We start from the raw sequence: 17,074 nt of genomic DNA on the forward strand, positions 1-17,074 counted from the left end.
TTGGGGCCATCGCCGGAAATGTCGCATGGTTTGCCGGATGTCGTCTTGAACGATTGTGACGATCAGAAATGCCCGTAAAGGGCGCGTGTTCCGTTTTCGGCGGCGTCGCGCAGGGCGGCAAGCAGCGTATCGCGTTTCTGTTCGATCAGGGTTGGGGAGGCGCCGAATACCGAAATGGCGGAAATCATGCGGCCATGCTGGGTCAGGATCGGGACGGCGACGGCGTAAATGTCGCTTTCGCGTTCGCCGTTATTCATCGAATAACCCTGTTCGCGGACGGTGCGCAATTCGGATTTAAGGGCGGTCAGATCGGTGATGGTGCGTTCGGTCATGCCGGTCAGGCGGATGCTATCGAAATAGCGGTCCTGCTGATCCGGGCCCATGAAAGCCAGCCATAGTTTGCCATGGGCCGTGCAAAAGGCATCAAGGCGCGAGCCGATGCGGATATCGACATAAAGCGAACGATCCGGCAGGGCTTTGGCGATGCAGACCGCCATGTCGCGGTCAAATTCGGTGGCCATGCAGGCCTCCCCCACGCTGCGCGCCAGATCGTCCAGCACCGGCTGGATCAGATTGGGCAGGCTGCCATCGCGCAGTACGCGATCCCCCAGATCGGCAAAGACATAACCCAGCCGGAAGACCCCGCGCGCGACCATGCGCAACGCACCGGCCTGTTCAAGCGTATGCAGGAACCGATGCGCGGTGATGGTGTTGATGCCAAGGGCCGCCGCCGTGTCGCTTGCGGTCAGTTCCGTTCGTCCCTCGGCAAAGAGTTCAAGGATGCGGAAGGCTTTGAGAACTGATCCGTTAAGCTGGCTTGGCATCCTGTTTCCTTTGGGCTGGGGACTTAGTGCGGCACGCGCATGATTTTGCATCGCGGTGCCTTGACGCATGCCCGATTTGGATAATAAACTATATTATAAATTAAATTTCAAATATAGAAATATGACAGGAACGTCAAATGAAAAGTGACAAGGCGCAAATCACGCTGACCGCAGGCGGGGCCGTTCTGGCGCGGATGAAGGCGATCGGGGTGGATTATATCTTTGCCAATTCCGGCACCGATTTTCCGCCGATCATCGAAGGGCTGGCGGAAGCCAATGCCAAGGATATCGAGCTTCCCCACGCGCTTGTCATGCCGCATGAAAATGCCGCGATGGGCATGGCGCATGGCTATTACCTTGCGACTGGCAAAACGCAGGCGGTGATGGCGCATACCAATGTCGGGCTGGCCAATTGCGCGATTGGCGCGATCAATGCCGCGACGGAGCATGTGCCGGTGATCCTGATGTCGGGCAGGACGCCTGTGATGGAACAGGGGCGGCTTGGCGCGCGCACCGTGCCGATTGGCTGGGGCCAGGAAATGCGCGATCAGGCAGCCATGGTGCGCGAGGCATCGAAATGGGAATACGAGCTTAAATTCCCCGAACAGGTGCCCGACGTTGTTGACCGTGCCTATGCGATTGCATCGTCCGTGCCCAAGGGGCCGGTTTATGTGTCCCTGCCGCGCGAGGTTTTGTGCGAACCCTGCCCGGGGGATGCGATTGACGCGCCGCTTCGCATGCAGCCGGTCCGGGTAATGTCGCCAAGCGAAAGCCTTGAGGACGCAGCACGCATTCTTGCCAATGCCAAGAACCCGGTGATCATTGCGCAGCGGGGTACGGGGACGGCCGAAGCCTTTGATCGCCTGTCGTCACTGGTGGATCAGTGGGGCATTCCGGTGGTGCAATATTGGGCGATCCAACTTGCGCTTGGCACCGATCATCCGATGATGGCGGGGATGGACCCGGCCCCGTGGCTCAAAGACGCCGATGCGGTTCTGGTGATTGATTGCCTGGCGCCGTGGTCGCCCGATATTCATACGCTCCGCCCCGATTGCAAGGTGATCCAGATCGGGCAGAACCCGCTTTATTCGCGTTTTCCGGGGCGCAATTTTGCCGCCGACCTATCACTTGCCGGGGAAACCGGCGAGGTGATCATGGCGCTGGCCGATGTGCTGGATCGCCATCATGGTGATCATCGCGAAATGTGTGCGGACCGTCGCGAAAAGGTCGCGGCGATCAATGCGGGGACGCGCAAAAAGGTGCGCGCGGCGGCCGATGCCGGATCGGTTGATCCGATGAGCAAGGCCTTTGTGTCGCGCTGCCTGTCGGAGGCGATTGCCGGGCGGTCGGCAACGGTGTTTTCGGAGCTTGGCTGTCCGCTGGAGCCGCTTTCGCTTTCGGAGCACAGTAGCTGGTATCAGGAGCCGCATTCCGGCGGGCTTGGCTGGTCCTTCCCGGCATCGATGGGCTATCAGTTGGCGGATAAAAACAAGCTGGTGGTCGCGACCATGGGGGACGGATCATATATGTTTGCCAATCCGACGGCGTGCCATCAGATCGCCGAGGCGCTGGAGCTTCCGATCCTGATCCTTGTTCTGAACAACAATGAATGGGGCGCGGTGCGGCAGTCGGTGACCGGGATGTATCCCGATGGCTATGCCGCAAAAACCAACCAGATGCCCCTGACCGGGCTTAAACCGAGCCCCGATTTCACCAAGGTCGCGGAAGCCAGCCGGGCATGGACCGCCAAGGCCGAACGGGTGGCCGATTTGCCGGAAATCCTGCGCCGTGCGATTGCGCATATTGATACCAACCGCACCCATGCGCTGGTTGAGGTGACGATTGCGCCGTAAGGGGTGGCGACATTGAGCTGATGATGAAAACCGGGTGTCATGGTGATGATGCCCGGTTTTTTATGATTTAACCGCGTCGCCGGATTATGATCGCCGGATTGTGCAACATCAAAACAGTGGGCATTCGCAGCACATGAAGAAACCGACGGAAAATCATTCGGATCAAGGCGGGGCGGCTGTGGATGTCCATGACGGGGTGAAGCTGCTTGATAGCGGTGTGAACTTTGTTGGCGAGCTGGTTTCCTATCCACCGGGCAAGGCACGCATCAAATCGGTGCTGGCGACGATGGCGCCGGGGCAGAAGACCGGCTGGCACAAGCATGGCGTGCCGACCTATGGATATATCCTTGAAGGGCAGATCACGGTTGATTACGGCGACGGGGGAAAAACCACCTATCGCGCCGGGGAAGGCGTGCTTGAGGCGATGGACTACTGGCATGAGGGGATCAATGATGGCGATATTCCCGCGCGTGTCGTTGTCGTTTTCATGGGGGCCGAGGGCGCGGAAAACGTAATCTATAAGCCCGAAGATCCATCCGACTGAGTTTTGATTCACTCCTGTAGGCAGGTGAAGGTAGCGATTGCACCTCAAGTGTTCGAGGTGGTGAACTTTTGAAACTTGTACTGGAGACTTTGGCCCGTTTTTTATTTTTTCGTCAGGTTTTCGCGTTATGATTGTGGTTGGGTTTGGGGATATTTGGGGGAATTAAAGCCCAGTGCGATACGGATTTCTGAGGCGTTATGTCGGTATGTTCAGAGCCAAGCGTTTCAGGGCTTTGGTATATGTGTGTCTCCTGTGGTCGATTATTTCCGGGTTTCTGATTTATAATGATCTCTACTCAACCTCGGTGGTTGATCAGATCATCATTGCAGTGGTGGGTTTTTTTATCACCATAGCGACACCTTTTCGATCAAGAACAATTAACGCTACGTTGATCCGCCCGGCTATCGTTTTCAAAGGATCGCAAGTTCGAAAAAGGTCGTGTCCGACGTGCTTTATGGTTGCAGGACATTTCTTTGGCCTGATTGCTCTTATGCTAAGGGAAGCTGTGATCGAAAAAGGGCATGATTGGTGGTTGCCTCTCTTTGCATATTTTATCGGGTTCGGGTTTTCCTATCCTTTGCTGTTCTGGCGCCCGCTAATCTTGAGGTCGTTGTTTGGTTTCGAGAAGCGAACCCGATTTGCTCGAGTGTTAGGTTGGGGAAGAGCAAGATAGATCATTGTACTTTTCCGGTGTCTTTTGTGCATAGCATGGCGGGTTTGATTACCGGGGTGTGTCTTTTAGCTGGTCAAAAATCCACTGTGCAACCGGGCCAAGCGGCCTGTCCTGACGGTGGGCGACGACAATGTCGAGTATCGGCATGTGATCCAGTCCGTCCCAGCTTTCGGGATCAAGCAGGGCGAGGGTTCCGTTGCGGATATGGTCCGCGACCATATGTTCAGGCATGCCGCCCCAGCCAATCCCGCGTAATATCATAGCAAGTTTGGTTTCAAGGTCATTGACCTTCCAGTAATTCAGGGCCTGAACGGCGTGATTGCGTTGCAGGGTCGGGGTATCGCGCGCGGATGTGATGATCTGGGTGTGGGCGTGCATCGCATCGATATGGATTTGTCCCGGAAGCCAGGCGAGCGGATGGTCCGGTCGTGCCACGGCGCACATTCTGACGCGACCGCAGGCGGCCCGGGCATAGTCGGAGCCAAAGGGAATGAATTCCGGCAAAATCGCAAGATCGGACGCGCCGTTATCAAGGACTTCTGTTGTCTGGATCGTGACCGTCGACAGGCTTACGCGGACTGTCGGGAATTTCCGGGCGAGAACCGCAAGGACATCCATCAGCGGGGCGTTTGATGCAAACTGGCTGATTGTAATCGTGATCGAAGCTTCGAGCCCGTCAGCGATGCCTTTGGCGTGTTGGCGGTAGCTGGAAATATCCGCCATGACCTTGCGCGCGTGGGGCAGCAGGGAATGTGCCGCCTTGGTCAGGGTTGGGCGATAGGCCGTCCGGTCAAACAGTTCCAGATTGGTCTGTTCTTCGAGTTTCTGGATCGTGTAGGTGACCGACGATTGTGTCCGGTTCAGATGCCGCGCGGTGGCGGCAAAGCTTCCGAGGTCGGCAATGGTGACGAAGACCCGCAATTGATCAAGGGTGATGCCGGACATAAAGCTTCAACTTTTTTGAATGAGATAATCACAAATATAGAATTTTTTTTATGGTCTGACACTCGTAAATTTTGTGCAGGAGCGAAATAGGGGAGGGGCACAAGGAGTGTAAGATCGTGCTGGGCGTTGATCCCCATGAATTTTTAGTGCCGTTGATCCGGCAGTCCGTTTTGATGATGCACCTGTTTGCATTCGCATTTGCGTTTGTTCTGGTGGCGCGGGCAGACATTGCGATGCTGCGTGGTCAGTATCAGGAAGGCAGGTATGACCTCGGCAGGGATGCCATTTACACGGCTTGGCTGTTGGGGCAGCTTTGGGTGTCCGGGGTGGCATTGATCGGGCTTGGCATCGGGTTTGATGTTGCCGCCATCACTGCGAACGGCAAGGTATTTGCCAAGGTTACGGTCGTCACTATCCTGACGATCAATGGCATTTTCCTTCACCTTTATGCTTTTCCGGTATTTGCCGACAAACAGGGAAAAGCGTCATCGGTCAGGCTTTTGATATGCACGATCCTTGGTGCGGTAAGTTCCGTGTCGTGGTTTTGTGCATCTGCGTTCGGGGCCGCACGCGTGGTTGCGCCGTGGCTGGGATATCAGCACTTCATGCTGTTTTATGGCATCAGTCTGGCGGCCGGGCTGTTCGTTGCGATTTTGTTCGTGCGACCGGTGTTGCGGCGTCAGCTTGAACGTCGGTCATCGGTTGTGCCGTCTGCCGGCTTTGTTGCAGGGGCGGTTGCCGAATAGCCGGAAACAGTCGGGATGCTTTCTGTTGGATGCGGAATATAAGGATTTCAATCACTACCCGGCCATGTGCCGGGTAGGTTTTCCTGCGACGTAATTGGCCGCCTTTAAGGCGGTATAAGCTTCTGAAGGGTTTGATTGCCTGCTTTGTTAGCACTTTGAAATCGTTGCTTGCATCATAGGCAAAATCATTATTTGATTAAGGTGAATTCCTGATTTGCCTGCCCAAAGGAGCCAGCATGGATCGCGTTATTGGAACCTCGGGGCGTATTGCGTTCGCAAGTGCAATGCGCAATCTGCTTGCGGATGTGTATCCGGAACATGATCACGCCGATCTGGTGCGCCGGGTGTTTGAAGTGCTGGACCTGCCGCTTGAGGGGGACGGGGCGGAGCCGTGCGAGGAATATCTGCGCAAATGGGATCAGCGCGATGCGTTTCTGATCACCTATGGCGACAGCATTTCGCGCGGCGGGCATCATGGTTTGCAAAGTCTTGGCGATTTTTATCGCACATGGCTGAAGGACTGGCTGACGGGCATTCATATCCTGCCGTTTCACCCCTTTACATCCGATGATGGGTTTTCCGTAAGTGATTTCAGCAGCTTGCGCCCGGAACTTGGCACCTGGGATGATGTGAAGGCATTGTCCAAAGATGCCACCGTGATGGCCGATCTGGTGGCCAACCATATTTCGGCGTCCCATGTGTGGTTTCAGCAGTTCCTTGCAGGCGACAAGCCCGGTGTTGATTACATCAAGACCGCGAGCCCCGATGATGATCTTTCCGATGTGGTGCGCCCGCGAAGCCACCCGCTGTTAAGCAAGGTCACGACATCGGACGGGGAAAAGCATGTCTGGTGTACGTTCAGTTATGATCAGGTCGATCTGGATTATGGCAACCCGGATGTGTTTTTTGAAATCCTGAAGATCGTTCTGGAATATCTTAAACACGGGGTGCGGGTCGTGCGGCTGGATGCCATCGGCTTTATCTGGAAGGTGGCCGGGACCAGTTCGATCAATCTGGATCAGACGCACAAGATCATCAAGGCATTGCGGCTTGCCACGACGGCGGTGCATCCGGATGTGCTGTTTATTACCGAAACCAATCTGCCGCTGCTTGAAAACCTGTCCTATTTCGGCAATCAGGACGAGGCGCATCTGATTTACAATTTCAGCCTGCCGCCGGTGATCATCCATGCGCTGTTATCGGGGCGGAGTGATTGCATTCGCAAATGCATCATGTCGATGCCACCGGCGCCGGCGGGCTGCACATTTTTCAATTTCACCGCCAGCCATGATGGCATTGGCCTGCGCCCGGCCGAAAACCTGATCCCGGATGCGGATATCGATGCCATGACCGATCATGCGCGCAGGATGGGCGGGCAGGTGAGTTACCGGTCGCTGAAGGGTGGCGGGCAGAAGGCCTATGAGCTGAATGTCACGCTGTTTAGCATGCTGGCCGAGAACTTTGCCGGGGATCGTACCTATGGGCTTGAGCGGTTTGTGATGAGCCAGGCGATTGCCATGTCGCTTGAGGGGGTTCCGGCGATTTATGTGCAGTCGATCTTTGCCACCGAAAACGATCAGGCGGGATATGAGGAAACCGGCATGCCACGCCGGTTGAACCGCAAAATCTGGCAGCTTGAGGAGGCCGAGGAACGGTTATCACAGGAAGGGATTGCCAAGCGGGCATTTGGCCAGTTGCGTGCGTTGATGTCGATCCGCATGGGGCAACCGGCATTCCATCCCAATGCGACGCAATACACCCTTAACCTTGGCCCGGAATTGCTGGGCGTGTGGCGGCAAAGCCATCTGAATGATCAGAGCATTTTCTGTGTGTTCAACCTGACCGATCAGGTGCAGGACCTTGATCTTTCGAAGATCAACCTGATCATGACGGAGGGCTGGACCGATCTTCTGTCCCAGCAGGTGATCGAGGATTTCAACGGTATCCTTGCGCTGGCACCCTATCAGATCGTGTGGATTTCAAATATCGACGGGCGCAATCGCATCGATAGCCGGTTGCTGCAACGCTATCGCGATGCGATGCCGGTTTGAGGAAGGCTTTCGGCCCGGTTGCTACGCTGTAATACTTAAAATCAGAAAGTCCTGATGTTTGCGCCTTGCAATGCCGCGTGATGCTTTCCTATGATCGATACAGAGTGAATGGACGTGTCGGGGAGCGTGTTGCGTGATGGCCTATGCGCAGGAAATTCGGCTGGATGGCCTGCCGGACGATGTGGACGGGCATGTTTCGCAATTGCTTGCGCTTTGGCAGGATGCCCGCCGCGACGGGGATATTCCCGATCGGGGTGAATTAAGCTGCGAGGTTCTGTCGGCGTGGCGCGATGATATCGGCATTTATGAATATCAGCCTGATCGCAACGATTTCCTGATCCGTATTGATGCGCCGAACATGATTGCGGCCAGTGGCGAGAATTATCAGGGGTCAACCCCGCGCCAGATTGATCTGGATTTCGGAACGGCGGTCTATCCGACCCTGTGCGAGGTGATCAGAACCGGGCAGGCGCAAATTCACATGATCGGGGTTGAGCGCATAGAGTGGGAAAACTGGCTGCGTTTGATGTTACCGGTGCGAACCCGGTGCCGGAAGGGGGCGCCTGTCATTCAGGTTCTGGTAGTGCATTTTCTTTATAAGGTGTGATACGGGCCGATTTTTCGGCCGGGACTTGTTATTTTACCTTGTATCCCCAATTTTACTAATATTGGGAGAGGCAGAAGGTCACACCGCAGAATGGCCGAGACGACAGATTTCGAACTTGATGAATTACCCGAAAATATCGGACCGCATGTTACCGATCTGGTCAGGGTCTGGTATGAGGCGCGCGCAGAAGATCCGGAGCAGATTGTACCGTCGCGCGACATTCTGACCGCAGAGCGATTGCGCCCGTGGATCGACGATATCACCATCTATGAATATATGCCGTTAAAGGAAGATTTCGTTGTGCGGATTGATGCGCCGTCGATTGTGGCGTTGAACGGCGAAAGCTTTCAGCGTGCCAGCCCGCGCGAGATCGATATGAAATACGGGTCCTGCCTGACGGCGGCATTGTTCAATACCATGATGTGCGGGCAGCCGACATTTTACCATGTTACCCTTGCCGTGCGCGCCGATCAGCATTGGCTGCGCGTTCTTCTGCCGGTGCGTACGCGGAACCGGGATGGCTATCCTGTCGACCAGATACTTGGCATCCGGTTCGACTATGAATACCAGTATGATATCTGACCTTTGCCGGTGTTGATGGCGATCAATCATGCCATACGGCGATGTTCTTTCAGAAGGTCGATAAAGGCGCGCAAGGCCGCAGGGACGTGGCGATGCCCCGGATAATAAAGATGCAGGCCGGGGAAGGGTGGTGTCCAGTCTTCGAGGCAGGTGACGAGATGCCCGGTTTTGAGATGTTCGGCCACAGAATGTTCAATGACGTAACCCAGCATTTTTCCGGCAAGGACGGCCTCGGTGATCAGTTTTGAACTGCCGATGGTCAGCGGACCATTGACGTCAATGCGCATCTGCTCACCCCGGCGTTCAAATTCCCATCGATAGATGCTGCCACCGGGCAATCGCAGCCTTGCACAGGCATGACTGGCGAGATCGGTCGGGGTTCTTGGCGCCGGATGGGATTTGAAATAGTCGGGTGTGCCAACAACGACAAAACGCTGTTCCGGCCCGACGGGGATGGCGATCATATCCTGGGGGACGTTTTCAAGCAGCCGGATACCGGCATCAAAGCCGTCGGCGACGATATCGATCAGCCGTCCTTCGGTGACGATGTCTATTTTAACGTCGGGATAGCGGGCGAGAAAATCATTGATGATCGGCATCAGGGTCAGGGTTGCGGCGTCTTCGGATGTGTTGATGCGCAGTGTGCCAATCGGCTTGTCACGATAAAGATTAGCGGTTTCCATGGCCGCCGAAATATCGTGAAGGGCGGGGGTGATGCGATCAAGAAAGGCGGTTCCGGCATCGGTCAGCGCAACGCTTCGGGTCGTGCGGTTAAACAGCCGCACACCAATGCGGGTTTCGAGCATCGAAATCGCATGGCTGAGCGCCGAGGGCGAAATCCCCAGTTCCTGAGCCGCGACCCGGAAGTTGCGATGCGCGGCGACGGCGGTAACACCATGAAGTTCCAGAAGGCTTGCGCGGTACATTGTGCGAAATCCTGCATTAGTTTATGCAATAATATCGCAATTATCAGAATAATAAAGACTGTCTACCTTTGGCCTATCGAATTGCCAAAGGAGAAAGCAATGCCAAAGACGGTTTTGATTACCGGGACATCATCAGGGGTCGGGTATGCATCCGTCGACCTGTTTGCTGAAGCAGGCTGGAACGTGATTGCGACCCTGCGTGATCCGGACAAGGTGCCGGATTTCCGTCATGCCGATCAGGTGATGGTATTGCGGCTGGATGTCGAGGACATTTCATCAATCACGGCGGCGGTGGATGCGGGCATCGCGCGGTTTGGGCGCATTGATGCATTGGTCAACAATGCCGGTTTTGGCCAGTATGGTTTGTTCGAGGCCCTTGATCGTGACCGGATACAGCGCCAGTTTGATGTGAACGTGTTTGGCGTGATGGATGTAACACGTGCCATCTTGCCGCATTTCCGGGCGAAAGGTGGCGGGGTGATCGTGAATGTCAGTTCCGGTGCGGGGATTTTCGGATTGCCGATGATTTCGGCATATTGTGCGAGCAAGTTCGCGCTTGATGGCTTTACCGAAGCGCTATCCTATGAACTGGCATCCCAGAATATCATCGCCAAGCTGGTCATTCCGCATGGCGGGATTGATCAGACCCGTTTCCACGAGAGGTCTGCGGCAGACTTCGTTTCGGATGACCGGCTGAAAGACTATGATGCGTTTCTTGCCAGAACCCGTGCGATGTTCGGGAAAATGGCCGGTGGCCGATTGATGAGTGCAGGTTATGTTGCGGGGGTTGTCGTGCAGGCCGTAACCGATGACAGCCGCCAGCTACGGTATTTTGTTGGTGACGATGCGCGCGGTTTCATCAAGGCGCGCCAGCATAACAGCGACGAAGATTACATGGCCCATATGCGCGGTTTCTTTGAGGCCGACATGCCGGGTTAAGGGACCATGGGCAAAGAAAAAGGGCAGCCTGGCGGCTGCCCTTTTGGTTTTTGGCCCATCAGTTTTTGCCAATTCCGGCATCGTTCAGGTCGTCTTCGACGGCAGCCGAAAGCTGTTCGAAGATATCGTCCATGGCACTTTCAACGCGCTGCCAGCTTGGGATGAAGGGGCTTTCGAGCGGGTTATCAAGGTAGTGCTGCCCGGCACTCATGATGACTTCGGCCAGGACCTCGACACATTTTTCTTCTTCGTCGCGATTGATTTTAAGGCCGTTAAACAGCGCGTCCGCGCGGTATTGTTCGATCAGGTCAAGGGCGGTGCGGTAATAGGTGGCCTTGAGCGTGCGGAAGGTTTCGTGCGAGAAAACGGTGCCCTGGGTTGCGAGTTTGCGGAACAGGGATTTGGCGATGTCGCTTGCCATGCGTGACAGGCCGTCATCCTTTTCGGCCGGGTCAAATTCGCGGTGCTTGTGATCATAGATATCGGCGATATCGACCTGTGCCAGACGGTGGACCGTATGGTTGCGATACATTTCCGAGAGCATTGAAATTTCAAGCCCCCAGTCGGACGCAACCCGCAGGCCATAGGCAACGTCGGTGCGGATGGCCATTTCGCCGGACAGCGAATAGCGGAAGCAATCAAGGTAATTGAGAAATTCGGTTTTGCCGACCACCTGTTTAAGCGCGCGGATCAGCGGGGTGACAAACAGGCGGCAGACCCGGCCCTTGAGCGTGCCATTGGCAACGCGGGCATAGTATCCCTTGGCAAAGGCGAAATTGAATGCCGGGTTGGCAATCGGATACATCAGGCGGGCGGGCAGATCGGGCTTGTAGGTTGCGATGTCGCAATCATGAATGCCGATGACCGAGCTTCGCCCGGATGCCAGCGTATAGCCAAGGCAATACCAGACATTGCGGCCCTTGCCCGGTTCATAGCGGGCCAGATCATATTCGGCCAAGCGATCATGGACGCTGCGCAGGCGCGGGCCGTCATTCCACAGGATGCGGACATGCTGTGGCAGGTCCTTGAAAAATTCCCGGGCATAGGCGTATTGGGTGGCATCGGCCCGGTCCAGCCCGACGACGATCTGATCGATATAGGTGGCCTGTTTCAATCCTTCGAGGATCGTGGTCATGGCGGGGGTTTCAAGTTCGGAATACAGGCAGGGCAGGATCAGGGTTTGCCGACGCTGGCGGGCGAAGGCGGTCATTTCATAAGCGAGTTCTTCGGGGTTGCGGTCGATGATGCGGTGCAGGGTCGTGATCGGCCCGCCCTGATGAAAATCAGCCATGAAGTACCTCGCTTTTGTTATTGGTATTGGTCAATTGATCGAGAAGGGCGTTGACGCCTGCATTCCAGCCCGAAGGGCCGGGTTCCGGGGCGATGATCAGTTTCTGATCCTTTATCAATGCGGTTGTTACCGAAGCATGTTTTTGCGGTATCTGGATTGCGAAATCGGCCGCCGCCAGCATGGTGGCGTCATTGGCGGAATCCCCCAATGCGATTGTGCGCGGCGTGATACCCGTTGAGGGAATAACGCCGTTTTGGCCCAATAGTTCCAGCATGCGGGCCATTGCGGCCCCCTTGTCGGTCGGGCCGCAAAGGGTGTGGAAGCGCCCGCCCTTGACCAGTTTCAGGCCGAATGTTTCGGCAATGGTCCGGGCGGTTGCGATATCGGCATCATCGGGTTGCCAGATCAGCGGGTCGGAACAGAAACGATCCCCGGCGCGCGCGGCATCATCAATCGCAAGCCCGGTGGCATCGGCGATGATGTCGGGCGATGAGGTGCGGAAGCTTTGTACCGGAACCGCAACGGCCGCCCGGATCGCACCACGGGCGGCATCGATGGTTTCGGTGGCAGGGCCGGGTTGTTCGGTCTGATCACCCAGACGGATGACACCGCCATTTTCGCCGATCAATCCATCAAACAGATGATCGGTGGCATTGATATGGGAAAGTTCGGCCAGGGTTTTTGACGAGATCGCGATCAGGGGAATGCCAAGCTTTTTTACGCGGGCAATCGCCGGGGCCGCCGGGGCCCAGGAATAGGTGTCATGATCAAGCAGGGTGCCGTCAAGATCGGTGAAGATTACGTAGTGACTGTTTTCTGTCATCGTCCCGTTTGGTCGGTTTCAGAAGGCTTTTGACGGGGCCGGTGCAGTGACCGGAAGTTACCTTAGCACACAGGTCCGGGCAGGGCGACAGCCGAAAGATTAAATTTTATGCGATGTTTCATGTTGATGAAATTAAATGCATTTTAATTCGACGCTATAAAAACTGTGATTTCTGTCGTTTAATGTCAGGCACGGCGTATCAACATAAACAAATGCCGAAAAACAATAAAATCGACTTATCGGGGTGAGGCGGCATTCAATGCCGTAACCATGCAGGAGCAGGGCGTGGGGAAAAGACAGACGGGCGTTATCGCGCCACGGTGGCTGGTGATGCTGTTGCAGATCGTTTGGGGGACGGTCTGGGGCATTTCCGGGGCTGTTGCGCAGGAAGGGAACGCAGGCCCGGAAAGATCACAACCAAAACCGGAAGTGCTGTTTGCGGTTGGCGAATGGCCGCCGATGATCACGGAAAACGTACCGGGTTTTGGCATCCATACAGAGCGCGTAACCGAAGCATTCGTCGCGATGGGGTATCGGGTGCGCTATATCTTTTTGCCGTGGCGCCGGGCCTATGAATTGACCGCACGGGGCGAATATGCCGCCACCTTTAGCTGGATCTGGACGCCGGAACGTTCGGCGGAAATCATTTATCCCGACCATCCGGTCGCACGGGCCTATCAAAAAGGGTTCTATAAAAAATCCCGTTTTCCCGACGGACTGGAGATAGACCGGATTGCCGATCTTGATCCGCTGGGGCTGCGCCCGGTCGGTGTGGCGAGTTACTGGTACGAGGTGGAGTTTCGCCGCCACGGGATTGAGGCGGATATTGTTACATCATCGGAAGCTGCGTGGCGGTTTCTTGATGCCGGCCGGGCCGATATCTTTTTCGAGGAGGAGCAGGTCGGCTGGCAGGACATGAAGCGTATTCTGGGCGAGGAGGCCGTGGCGAATTACACCACCACACAGCCGGTGCAATCGGACGATATGTTCATCCTGTTTTCCCGAAATCATCCGATGGGTCCGGCCTTGCGGGATGCCTTCGACCGGTTTCTCGACACGCCGAACGGGCAGTCGATGTGCCGCCGATGGGGTGTCTGCAAAAAATCTGGCGAAAATCAGTCTGTGCCGAACTGAGATTTGTAAAACCGGTGCGATATGTTGATATAATCGTTCGGATATAGATGTTCGATTTGTCCCATCCTTTTCCCGGTTTATCCATTCTTCCCGTGTGAAATCAGGCGTATTCTTTCCTTGTTGGAACGGTTCTTGTTCCAGAAAACCAACAAGAATAGTCGAGTGAGGATTACGTCATGCATGTCCCTGTCGCCATTATCGGCTGCGGTCCTTCGGGGTTGCTGCTTTCGCATTTGCTGCATGTGCAGGGAATTGACAGTGTGATCCTTGAACGCAAGGACCGCGCCTATGTCGAGGGGCGCATCCGGGCCGGTGTTCTTGAGATGGGGACGGTTGGCCTGATGGAGCGGGTCGGCGTTGATGCCCGCATGAAGCGCGAGGGCATCATTCATGGCGGGATCTATATCAGTGTCAATGGCAAGCGCCAGCATGTGAATATCGAAGAACTGACCGGTGGATCGACCGTGATGATTTACGGCCAGACCGAGGTGACCAAGGATCTGATCGCGGCCCGCCTTGATCATGGTGGCGAGATCGTGTTCGAGGCGGAGGATGTCAGCCTGCATGATATCGAGACTGACAAACCGCGTGTTCGATATGTCAAGGATGGCAATCCGGTCGAACTGACCTGCGATTATATTGCGGCCTGCGACGGGTTCCACGGGGTCGGGCGGCAGACGATGCCGTCATCGAAACTCAGGACTTATGAAAAGGTTTATCCGTTTGGCTGGCTGGGTGTTCTGGCGAAGGCCAAGCCGGTGGCGGACGAGCTGATTTATGCCAGCCATGACCGGGGATTTGCGCTTTGTTCGATGCGATCCGAGAGTGTTGTGCGCCATTATGTGCAGGTGCCGAGCAGCGAGAAGATCGAAGACTGGTCGGATGACCGGTTCTGGAACGAGCTTCGGGTCCGGCTTGGCGAGGCCGATGCCGAACTGGTGAATGAGGGCGAAGTGTTTGAAAAAAGCATCGCACCGCTTCGAAGCTTTGTTGCCGAGCCGCTAAGCCACGGGCGTCTGTTCCTGGCGGGCGATGCGGGGCATATCGTGCCGCCGACCGGGGCCAAGGGGCTTAACCTTGCGGCGAGTGATGTTCATTACCTGTCCGAGGCCTTGATCGGGAAATTCAAGCAGAACCGGGATGATTTGCTTGACGCCTATTCCGATACCGCGCTTGCGCGCGTGTGGAAGGCGGAACGGTTTAGCTGGTGGATGACATCGATGCTGCACACATTTGATGACCATCACGATTTTGACGGCCGTATTCGCCGCGCCGAACTGGAATATATCCTGTCATCGAAGGCAGGTTTGACGACGCTTGCAGAAAACTATGTCGGTTTGCCTTACTGATCGGCATGGTTCGGAGCCCCACGCTCCGTAATCCGCCCAGATTTCTGCAAGGGATGAACGGCCCGTTCCCACGACGGGCCGTTCTGTTTTTTAAAGGTGCGGCAAAGCCTGCGCCCTGTCTTGCCGGGCCTGCCCCGAAATGATCATAATCTTTTGGGGAACCATGAGGGTGCCTGTGCCGTTAAAGGGGTGTTGAAAACGAATATCCCAATGAAGACAGGAGCACGAAATGGCTGCCAATACTGAAACTGCCGCCAACAATGCCAAACTGCAGGCTGATGTTGATGCCCTGCGCAAGGATCTTTCGGAGGTTACCAAGACGCTTAAGGCGATGGGTAACGAAAGCGCAAGAACCAAGGCACAGGCCGCAGCCGAACGTGTCCGTGAAGTATCGGGCCAGGCACGTGACCAGTTTGACCATGCGCGCGAAGTCGCGGTGGATCAGGTGCGTGAGCGCCCGTTGACGACGGTTGCCCTGACATTTGGTGTCGGCATGCTGGTCGGCCGTCTGTTGCAGAAATGATCGACCAACTGACCGACGCAATCGGTGAGATGGCAAGAGCCGCGGCAATCAAGCTTGCGGCTTTTGCCGCGATCGGCCTGATCGTTCTGACCGGTATCGGGTTTTTGCTGGCGGCGGCCTATGTCGGGCTTGCCGCGAAGTTCGGGGCGATTGCGGCTGCAACCGGCATTGGTGCGGGTTTGATCGCCCTTGGCCTTGTCGCACTTGCGGTCATGATGCAGCGTGATCCGAGCGATGCGGTGGCCAGGCAGAGTGGTTCTGCAAAAGCACCGGCACGCAGCGAGGATGCGATGCTGTTTGATATGCTGATCCATGCGGCATCCGCCGGTTATGCCACCGGGCAGGGCGACCCGAAACGCATGCAGGCGGGGCTGGACAAGCTGGCGCGGGATTTATCCGATCTTGGCGCGTTTGATTTTCCCAATGCGGCGGGTAATGACGATGCGGACCGTCCAGCACCAGCATCAGAAACGGATACAAAAATGGCGGGATAACCATATGGTTCCCGCCATTTTTATTTCAGATTGCCGAAACCTTATTCGCCGTGGAAATGCACCGTGCCGATAAAGGGCAGGTTGCGGTTGGCCTGAGCGTAATCAATGCCATAGCCGACGACAAATTCATCGGGAATGTCAAAGCCGCAATAATGGATCGGAATTTCGACTTCGCGACGTGACGGCTTGTTCAGCAGGGTGCAGATTTCAAGCCGGTTCGGATCGCGGGTTTTAAGCAAACGGACCACTTCCGAAAGCGTATAGCCGGTATCGATGATGTCTTCGACCAGCAGCACGTCCTTGCCGCGGATCTGACCATCAAGATCCTTGATGATGCGGACATTGCGCGAGCTTTCGGTGGAATCGCCGTAGCTTGAGGCGACCATGAAATCGACTTCGACCGGAACGGTCAGTTTGCGGGCCAGATCGGCGATGAAAACGAACGATCCGCGCAGCAGACCGACAACGATCAGTTTTTCGGTATCCTTGAAGTTTTCATTGATCCTGGCGGCAAGCGCATCGATCTGTGTGGCAATTTCGTCCGCCGTTATCAGCGGCTTGACATCATAATCGGCCATCAATCTCGGTCCTGAAGCGTTATGGGATGATTTCCCGCTTGCTATCACAAGCCGCCCCCCATGACCAGCCCGTGAATGGTAACAGAAGTATAATCCCGTAAAATTCATACCCTGTTGCGCGCCCTGATTGTGCAACAGGGCGCATATCTATACGACGGCTTTTTCATCAGATGGAAATTGGCAGATGGGGTG

At 55.7% G+C, this 17,074-nt stretch carries 17 protein-coding genes; 11 read left to right on the plus strand and 6 right to left on the minus strand.

The annotated features are described in order from the left end of the window. Positions 1-62: 62 nt before the first annotated feature. Complete coding sequence (locus tag J7395_RS13610; protein ID WP_209221870.1) at positions 63-824, minus strand: IclR family transcriptional regulator; 762 nt, start codon at positions 822-824, stop codon at positions 63-65. 137 nt (positions 825-961) lie between these two features. Between J7395_RS13610 and J7395_RS13615 the strand changes: the two genes are divergently transcribed. Then, on the plus strand, positions 962-2,677 hold the full coding sequence (locus tag J7395_RS13615; protein ID WP_209221871.1) for a thiamine pyrophosphate-requiring protein: 1,716 nt from the start codon (positions 962-964) through the stop codon (positions 2,675-2,677). A 133-nt stretch (positions 2,678-2,810) separates the two neighbouring features. Next, on the plus strand, positions 2,811-3,221 hold the full coding sequence (locus J7395_RS13620) for a cupin domain-containing protein (protein ID WP_097050092.1): 411 nt from the start codon (positions 2,811-2,813) through the stop codon (positions 3,219-3,221). Between the two features lie 721 nt (positions 3,222-3,942). Here J7395_RS13620 and J7395_RS13625 read toward each other — a convergent pair. Continuing rightward, positions 3,943-4,839, minus strand: coding sequence for a LysR family transcriptional regulator (locus J7395_RS13625; protein WP_209221872.1), 897 nt, complete (start codon positions 4,837-4,839; stop codon positions 3,943-3,945). Positions 4,840-4,955: 116 nt separating this feature from the next. On the opposite strand from J7395_RS13625, the gene J7395_RS13630 reads away from it, so the two are divergent. The 4 genes from J7395_RS13630 (at position 4,956) to J7395_RS13645 (ending at position 8,825) form a co-directional block, all read left to right on the plus strand. Then, positions 4,956-5,585 carry a hypothetical protein gene (locus J7395_RS13630; RefSeq protein WP_209221873.1) on the plus strand — a complete coding sequence of 210 codons (630 nt, stop codon included), beginning with the start codon at positions 4,956-4,958 and terminating at the stop codon, positions 5,583-5,585. Between the two features lie 236 nt (positions 5,586-5,821). Beyond that, positions 5,822-7,636: an alpha-amylase family glycosyl hydrolase gene (locus tag J7395_RS13635; protein ID WP_209221874.1), complete on the plus strand. Its 1,815-nt coding sequence runs from the start codon at positions 5,822-5,824 to the stop codon at positions 7,634-7,636. 136 nt (positions 7,637-7,772) lie between these two features. Further along, on the plus strand, positions 7,773-8,243 hold the full coding sequence (locus tag J7395_RS13640; protein ID WP_209221875.1) for a hypothetical protein: 471 nt from the start codon (positions 7,773-7,775) through the stop codon (positions 8,241-8,243). A 90-nt stretch (positions 8,244-8,333) separates the two neighbouring features. Then, a complete protein-coding gene (locus J7395_RS13645; protein WP_062953044.1) occupies positions 8,334-8,825 on the plus strand; it encodes a hypothetical protein in 492 nt (163 codons plus the stop codon). A 26-nt stretch (positions 8,826-8,851) separates the two neighbouring features. On the opposite strand, the gene J7395_RS13650 is transcribed toward J7395_RS13645, so the two are convergent. Next, a complete protein-coding gene (locus tag J7395_RS13650; RefSeq protein WP_209221876.1) occupies positions 8,852-9,751 on the minus strand; it encodes a LysR family transcriptional regulator in 900 nt (299 codons plus the stop codon). 99 nt (positions 9,752-9,850) lie between these two features. On the opposite strand from J7395_RS13650, the gene J7395_RS13655 reads away from it, so the two are divergent. Further along, positions 9,851-10,690, plus strand: a complete 840-nt coding sequence (locus J7395_RS13655) for an SDR family oxidoreductase (protein WP_209221877.1) — start codon at positions 9,851-9,853, stop codon at positions 10,688-10,690. Between the two features lie 58 nt (positions 10,691-10,748). On the opposite strand, the gene J7395_RS13660 is transcribed toward J7395_RS13655, so the two are convergent. Both J7395_RS13660 and J7395_RS13665 read right to left on the minus strand, forming a co-directional pair. Next, positions 10,749-11,981, minus strand: coding sequence for a hypothetical protein (locus J7395_RS13660; protein WP_062953047.1), 1,233 nt, complete (start codon positions 11,979-11,981; stop codon positions 10,749-10,751). Beyond that, positions 11,974-12,804 carry an HAD hydrolase family protein gene (locus J7395_RS13665; protein WP_209221878.1) on the minus strand — a complete coding sequence of 277 codons (831 nt, stop codon included), beginning with the start codon at positions 12,802-12,804 and terminating at the stop codon, positions 11,974-11,976. Before J7395_RS13665 ends, J7395_RS13660 begins: the two co-directional genes overlap by 8 nt. A 285-nt stretch (positions 12,805-13,089) precedes the next feature. Here J7395_RS13665 and J7395_RS13670 point away from each other — a divergent pair, with 285 nt between their 5' ends. From J7395_RS13670 to J7395_RS13685, 4 genes are all read left to right on the plus strand, one after another. After that, positions 13,090-13,938, plus strand: coding sequence for a transporter substrate-binding domain-containing protein (locus J7395_RS13670; protein WP_209221879.1), 849 nt, complete (start codon positions 13,090-13,092; stop codon positions 13,936-13,938). Positions 13,939-14,114: 176 nt separating this feature from the next. Beyond that, a complete protein-coding gene (pobA, locus tag J7395_RS13675; protein ID WP_209221880.1) occupies positions 14,115-15,287 on the plus strand; it encodes a 4-hydroxybenzoate 3-monooxygenase in 1,173 nt (390 codons plus the stop codon). Positions 15,288-15,516: 229 nt separating this feature from the next. Continuing rightward, positions 15,517-15,810: a DUF883 family protein gene (locus J7395_RS13680; RefSeq protein WP_062953051.1), complete on the plus strand. Its 294-nt coding sequence runs from the start codon at positions 15,517-15,519 to the stop codon at positions 15,808-15,810. Beyond that, complete coding sequence (locus J7395_RS13685) at positions 15,807-16,304, plus strand: hypothetical protein (RefSeq protein WP_209221881.1); 498 nt, start codon at positions 15,807-15,809, stop codon at positions 16,302-16,304. Before J7395_RS13680 ends, J7395_RS13685 begins: the two co-directional genes overlap by 4 nt. 41 nt (positions 16,305-16,345) lie before the next feature. On the opposite strand, the gene hpt is transcribed toward J7395_RS13685, so the two are convergent. After that, positions 16,346-16,882, minus strand: coding sequence for a hypoxanthine phosphoribosyltransferase (hpt, locus tag J7395_RS13690; protein ID WP_062953053.1), 537 nt, complete (start codon positions 16,880-16,882; stop codon positions 16,346-16,348). Positions 16,883-17,074 lie beyond the last annotated feature (192 nt).

This window comes from Thalassospira sp. A3_1, assembly GCF_017744215.1.
Lineage (GTDB): Bacteria > Pseudomonadota > Alphaproteobacteria > Rhodospirillales > Thalassospiraceae > Thalassospira > Thalassospira lucentensis_A.

Bases quoted from the DNA above. Each gene is read 5' to 3' on its own strand.
- J7395_RS13610 (WP_209221870.1), bottom strand. From the start codon at position 824: ATGCCAAGCCAGCTTAACGGATCAGTTCTCAAAGCCTTCCGCATCCTT.
- J7395_RS13615 (WP_209221871.1), top strand. From the start codon at position 962: ATGAAAAGTGACAAGGCGCAAATCACGCTGACCGCAGGCGGGGCCGTT.
- J7395_RS13620 (WP_097050092.1), top strand. From the start codon at position 2,811: ATGAAGAAACCGACGGAAAATCATTCGGATCAAGGCGGGGCGGCTGTG.
- J7395_RS13625 (WP_209221872.1), bottom strand. From the start codon at position 4,839: ATGTCCGGCATCACCCTTGATCAATTGCGGGTCTTCGTCACCATTGCC.
- J7395_RS13635 (WP_209221874.1), top strand. From the start codon at position 5,822: ATGGATCGCGTTATTGGAACCTCGGGGCGTATTGCGTTCGCAAGTGCA.
- J7395_RS13640 (WP_209221875.1), top strand. From the start codon at position 7,773: ATGGCCTATGCGCAGGAAATTCGGCTGGATGGCCTGCCGGACGATGTG.
- J7395_RS13645 (WP_062953044.1), top strand. From the start codon at position 8,334: ATGGCCGAGACGACAGATTTCGAACTTGATGAATTACCCGAAAATATC.
- J7395_RS13650 (WP_209221876.1), bottom strand. From the start codon at position 9,751: ATGTACCGCGCAAGCCTTCTGGAACTTCATGGTGTTACCGCCGTCGCC.
- J7395_RS13655 (WP_209221877.1), top strand. From the start codon at position 9,851: ATGCCAAAGACGGTTTTGATTACCGGGACATCATCAGGGGTCGGGTAT.
- J7395_RS13660 (WP_062953047.1), bottom strand. From the start codon at position 11,981: ATGGCTGATTTTCATCAGGGCGGGCCGATCACGACCCTGCACCGCATC.
- J7395_RS13665 (WP_209221878.1), bottom strand. From the start codon at position 12,804: ATGACAGAAAACAGTCACTACGTAATCTTCACCGATCTTGACGGCACC.
- pobA (WP_209221880.1), top strand. From the start codon at position 14,115: ATGCATGTCCCTGTCGCCATTATCGGCTGCGGTCCTTCGGGGTTGCTG.
- J7395_RS13680 (WP_062953051.1), top strand. From the start codon at position 15,517: ATGGCTGCCAATACTGAAACTGCCGCCAACAATGCCAAACTGCAGGCT.
- J7395_RS13685 (WP_209221881.1), top strand. From the start codon at position 15,807: ATGATCGACCAACTGACCGACGCAATCGGTGAGATGGCAAGAGCCGCG.
- hpt (WP_062953053.1), bottom strand. From the start codon at position 16,882: ATGGCCGATTATGATGTCAAGCCGCTGATAACGGCGGACGAAATTGCC.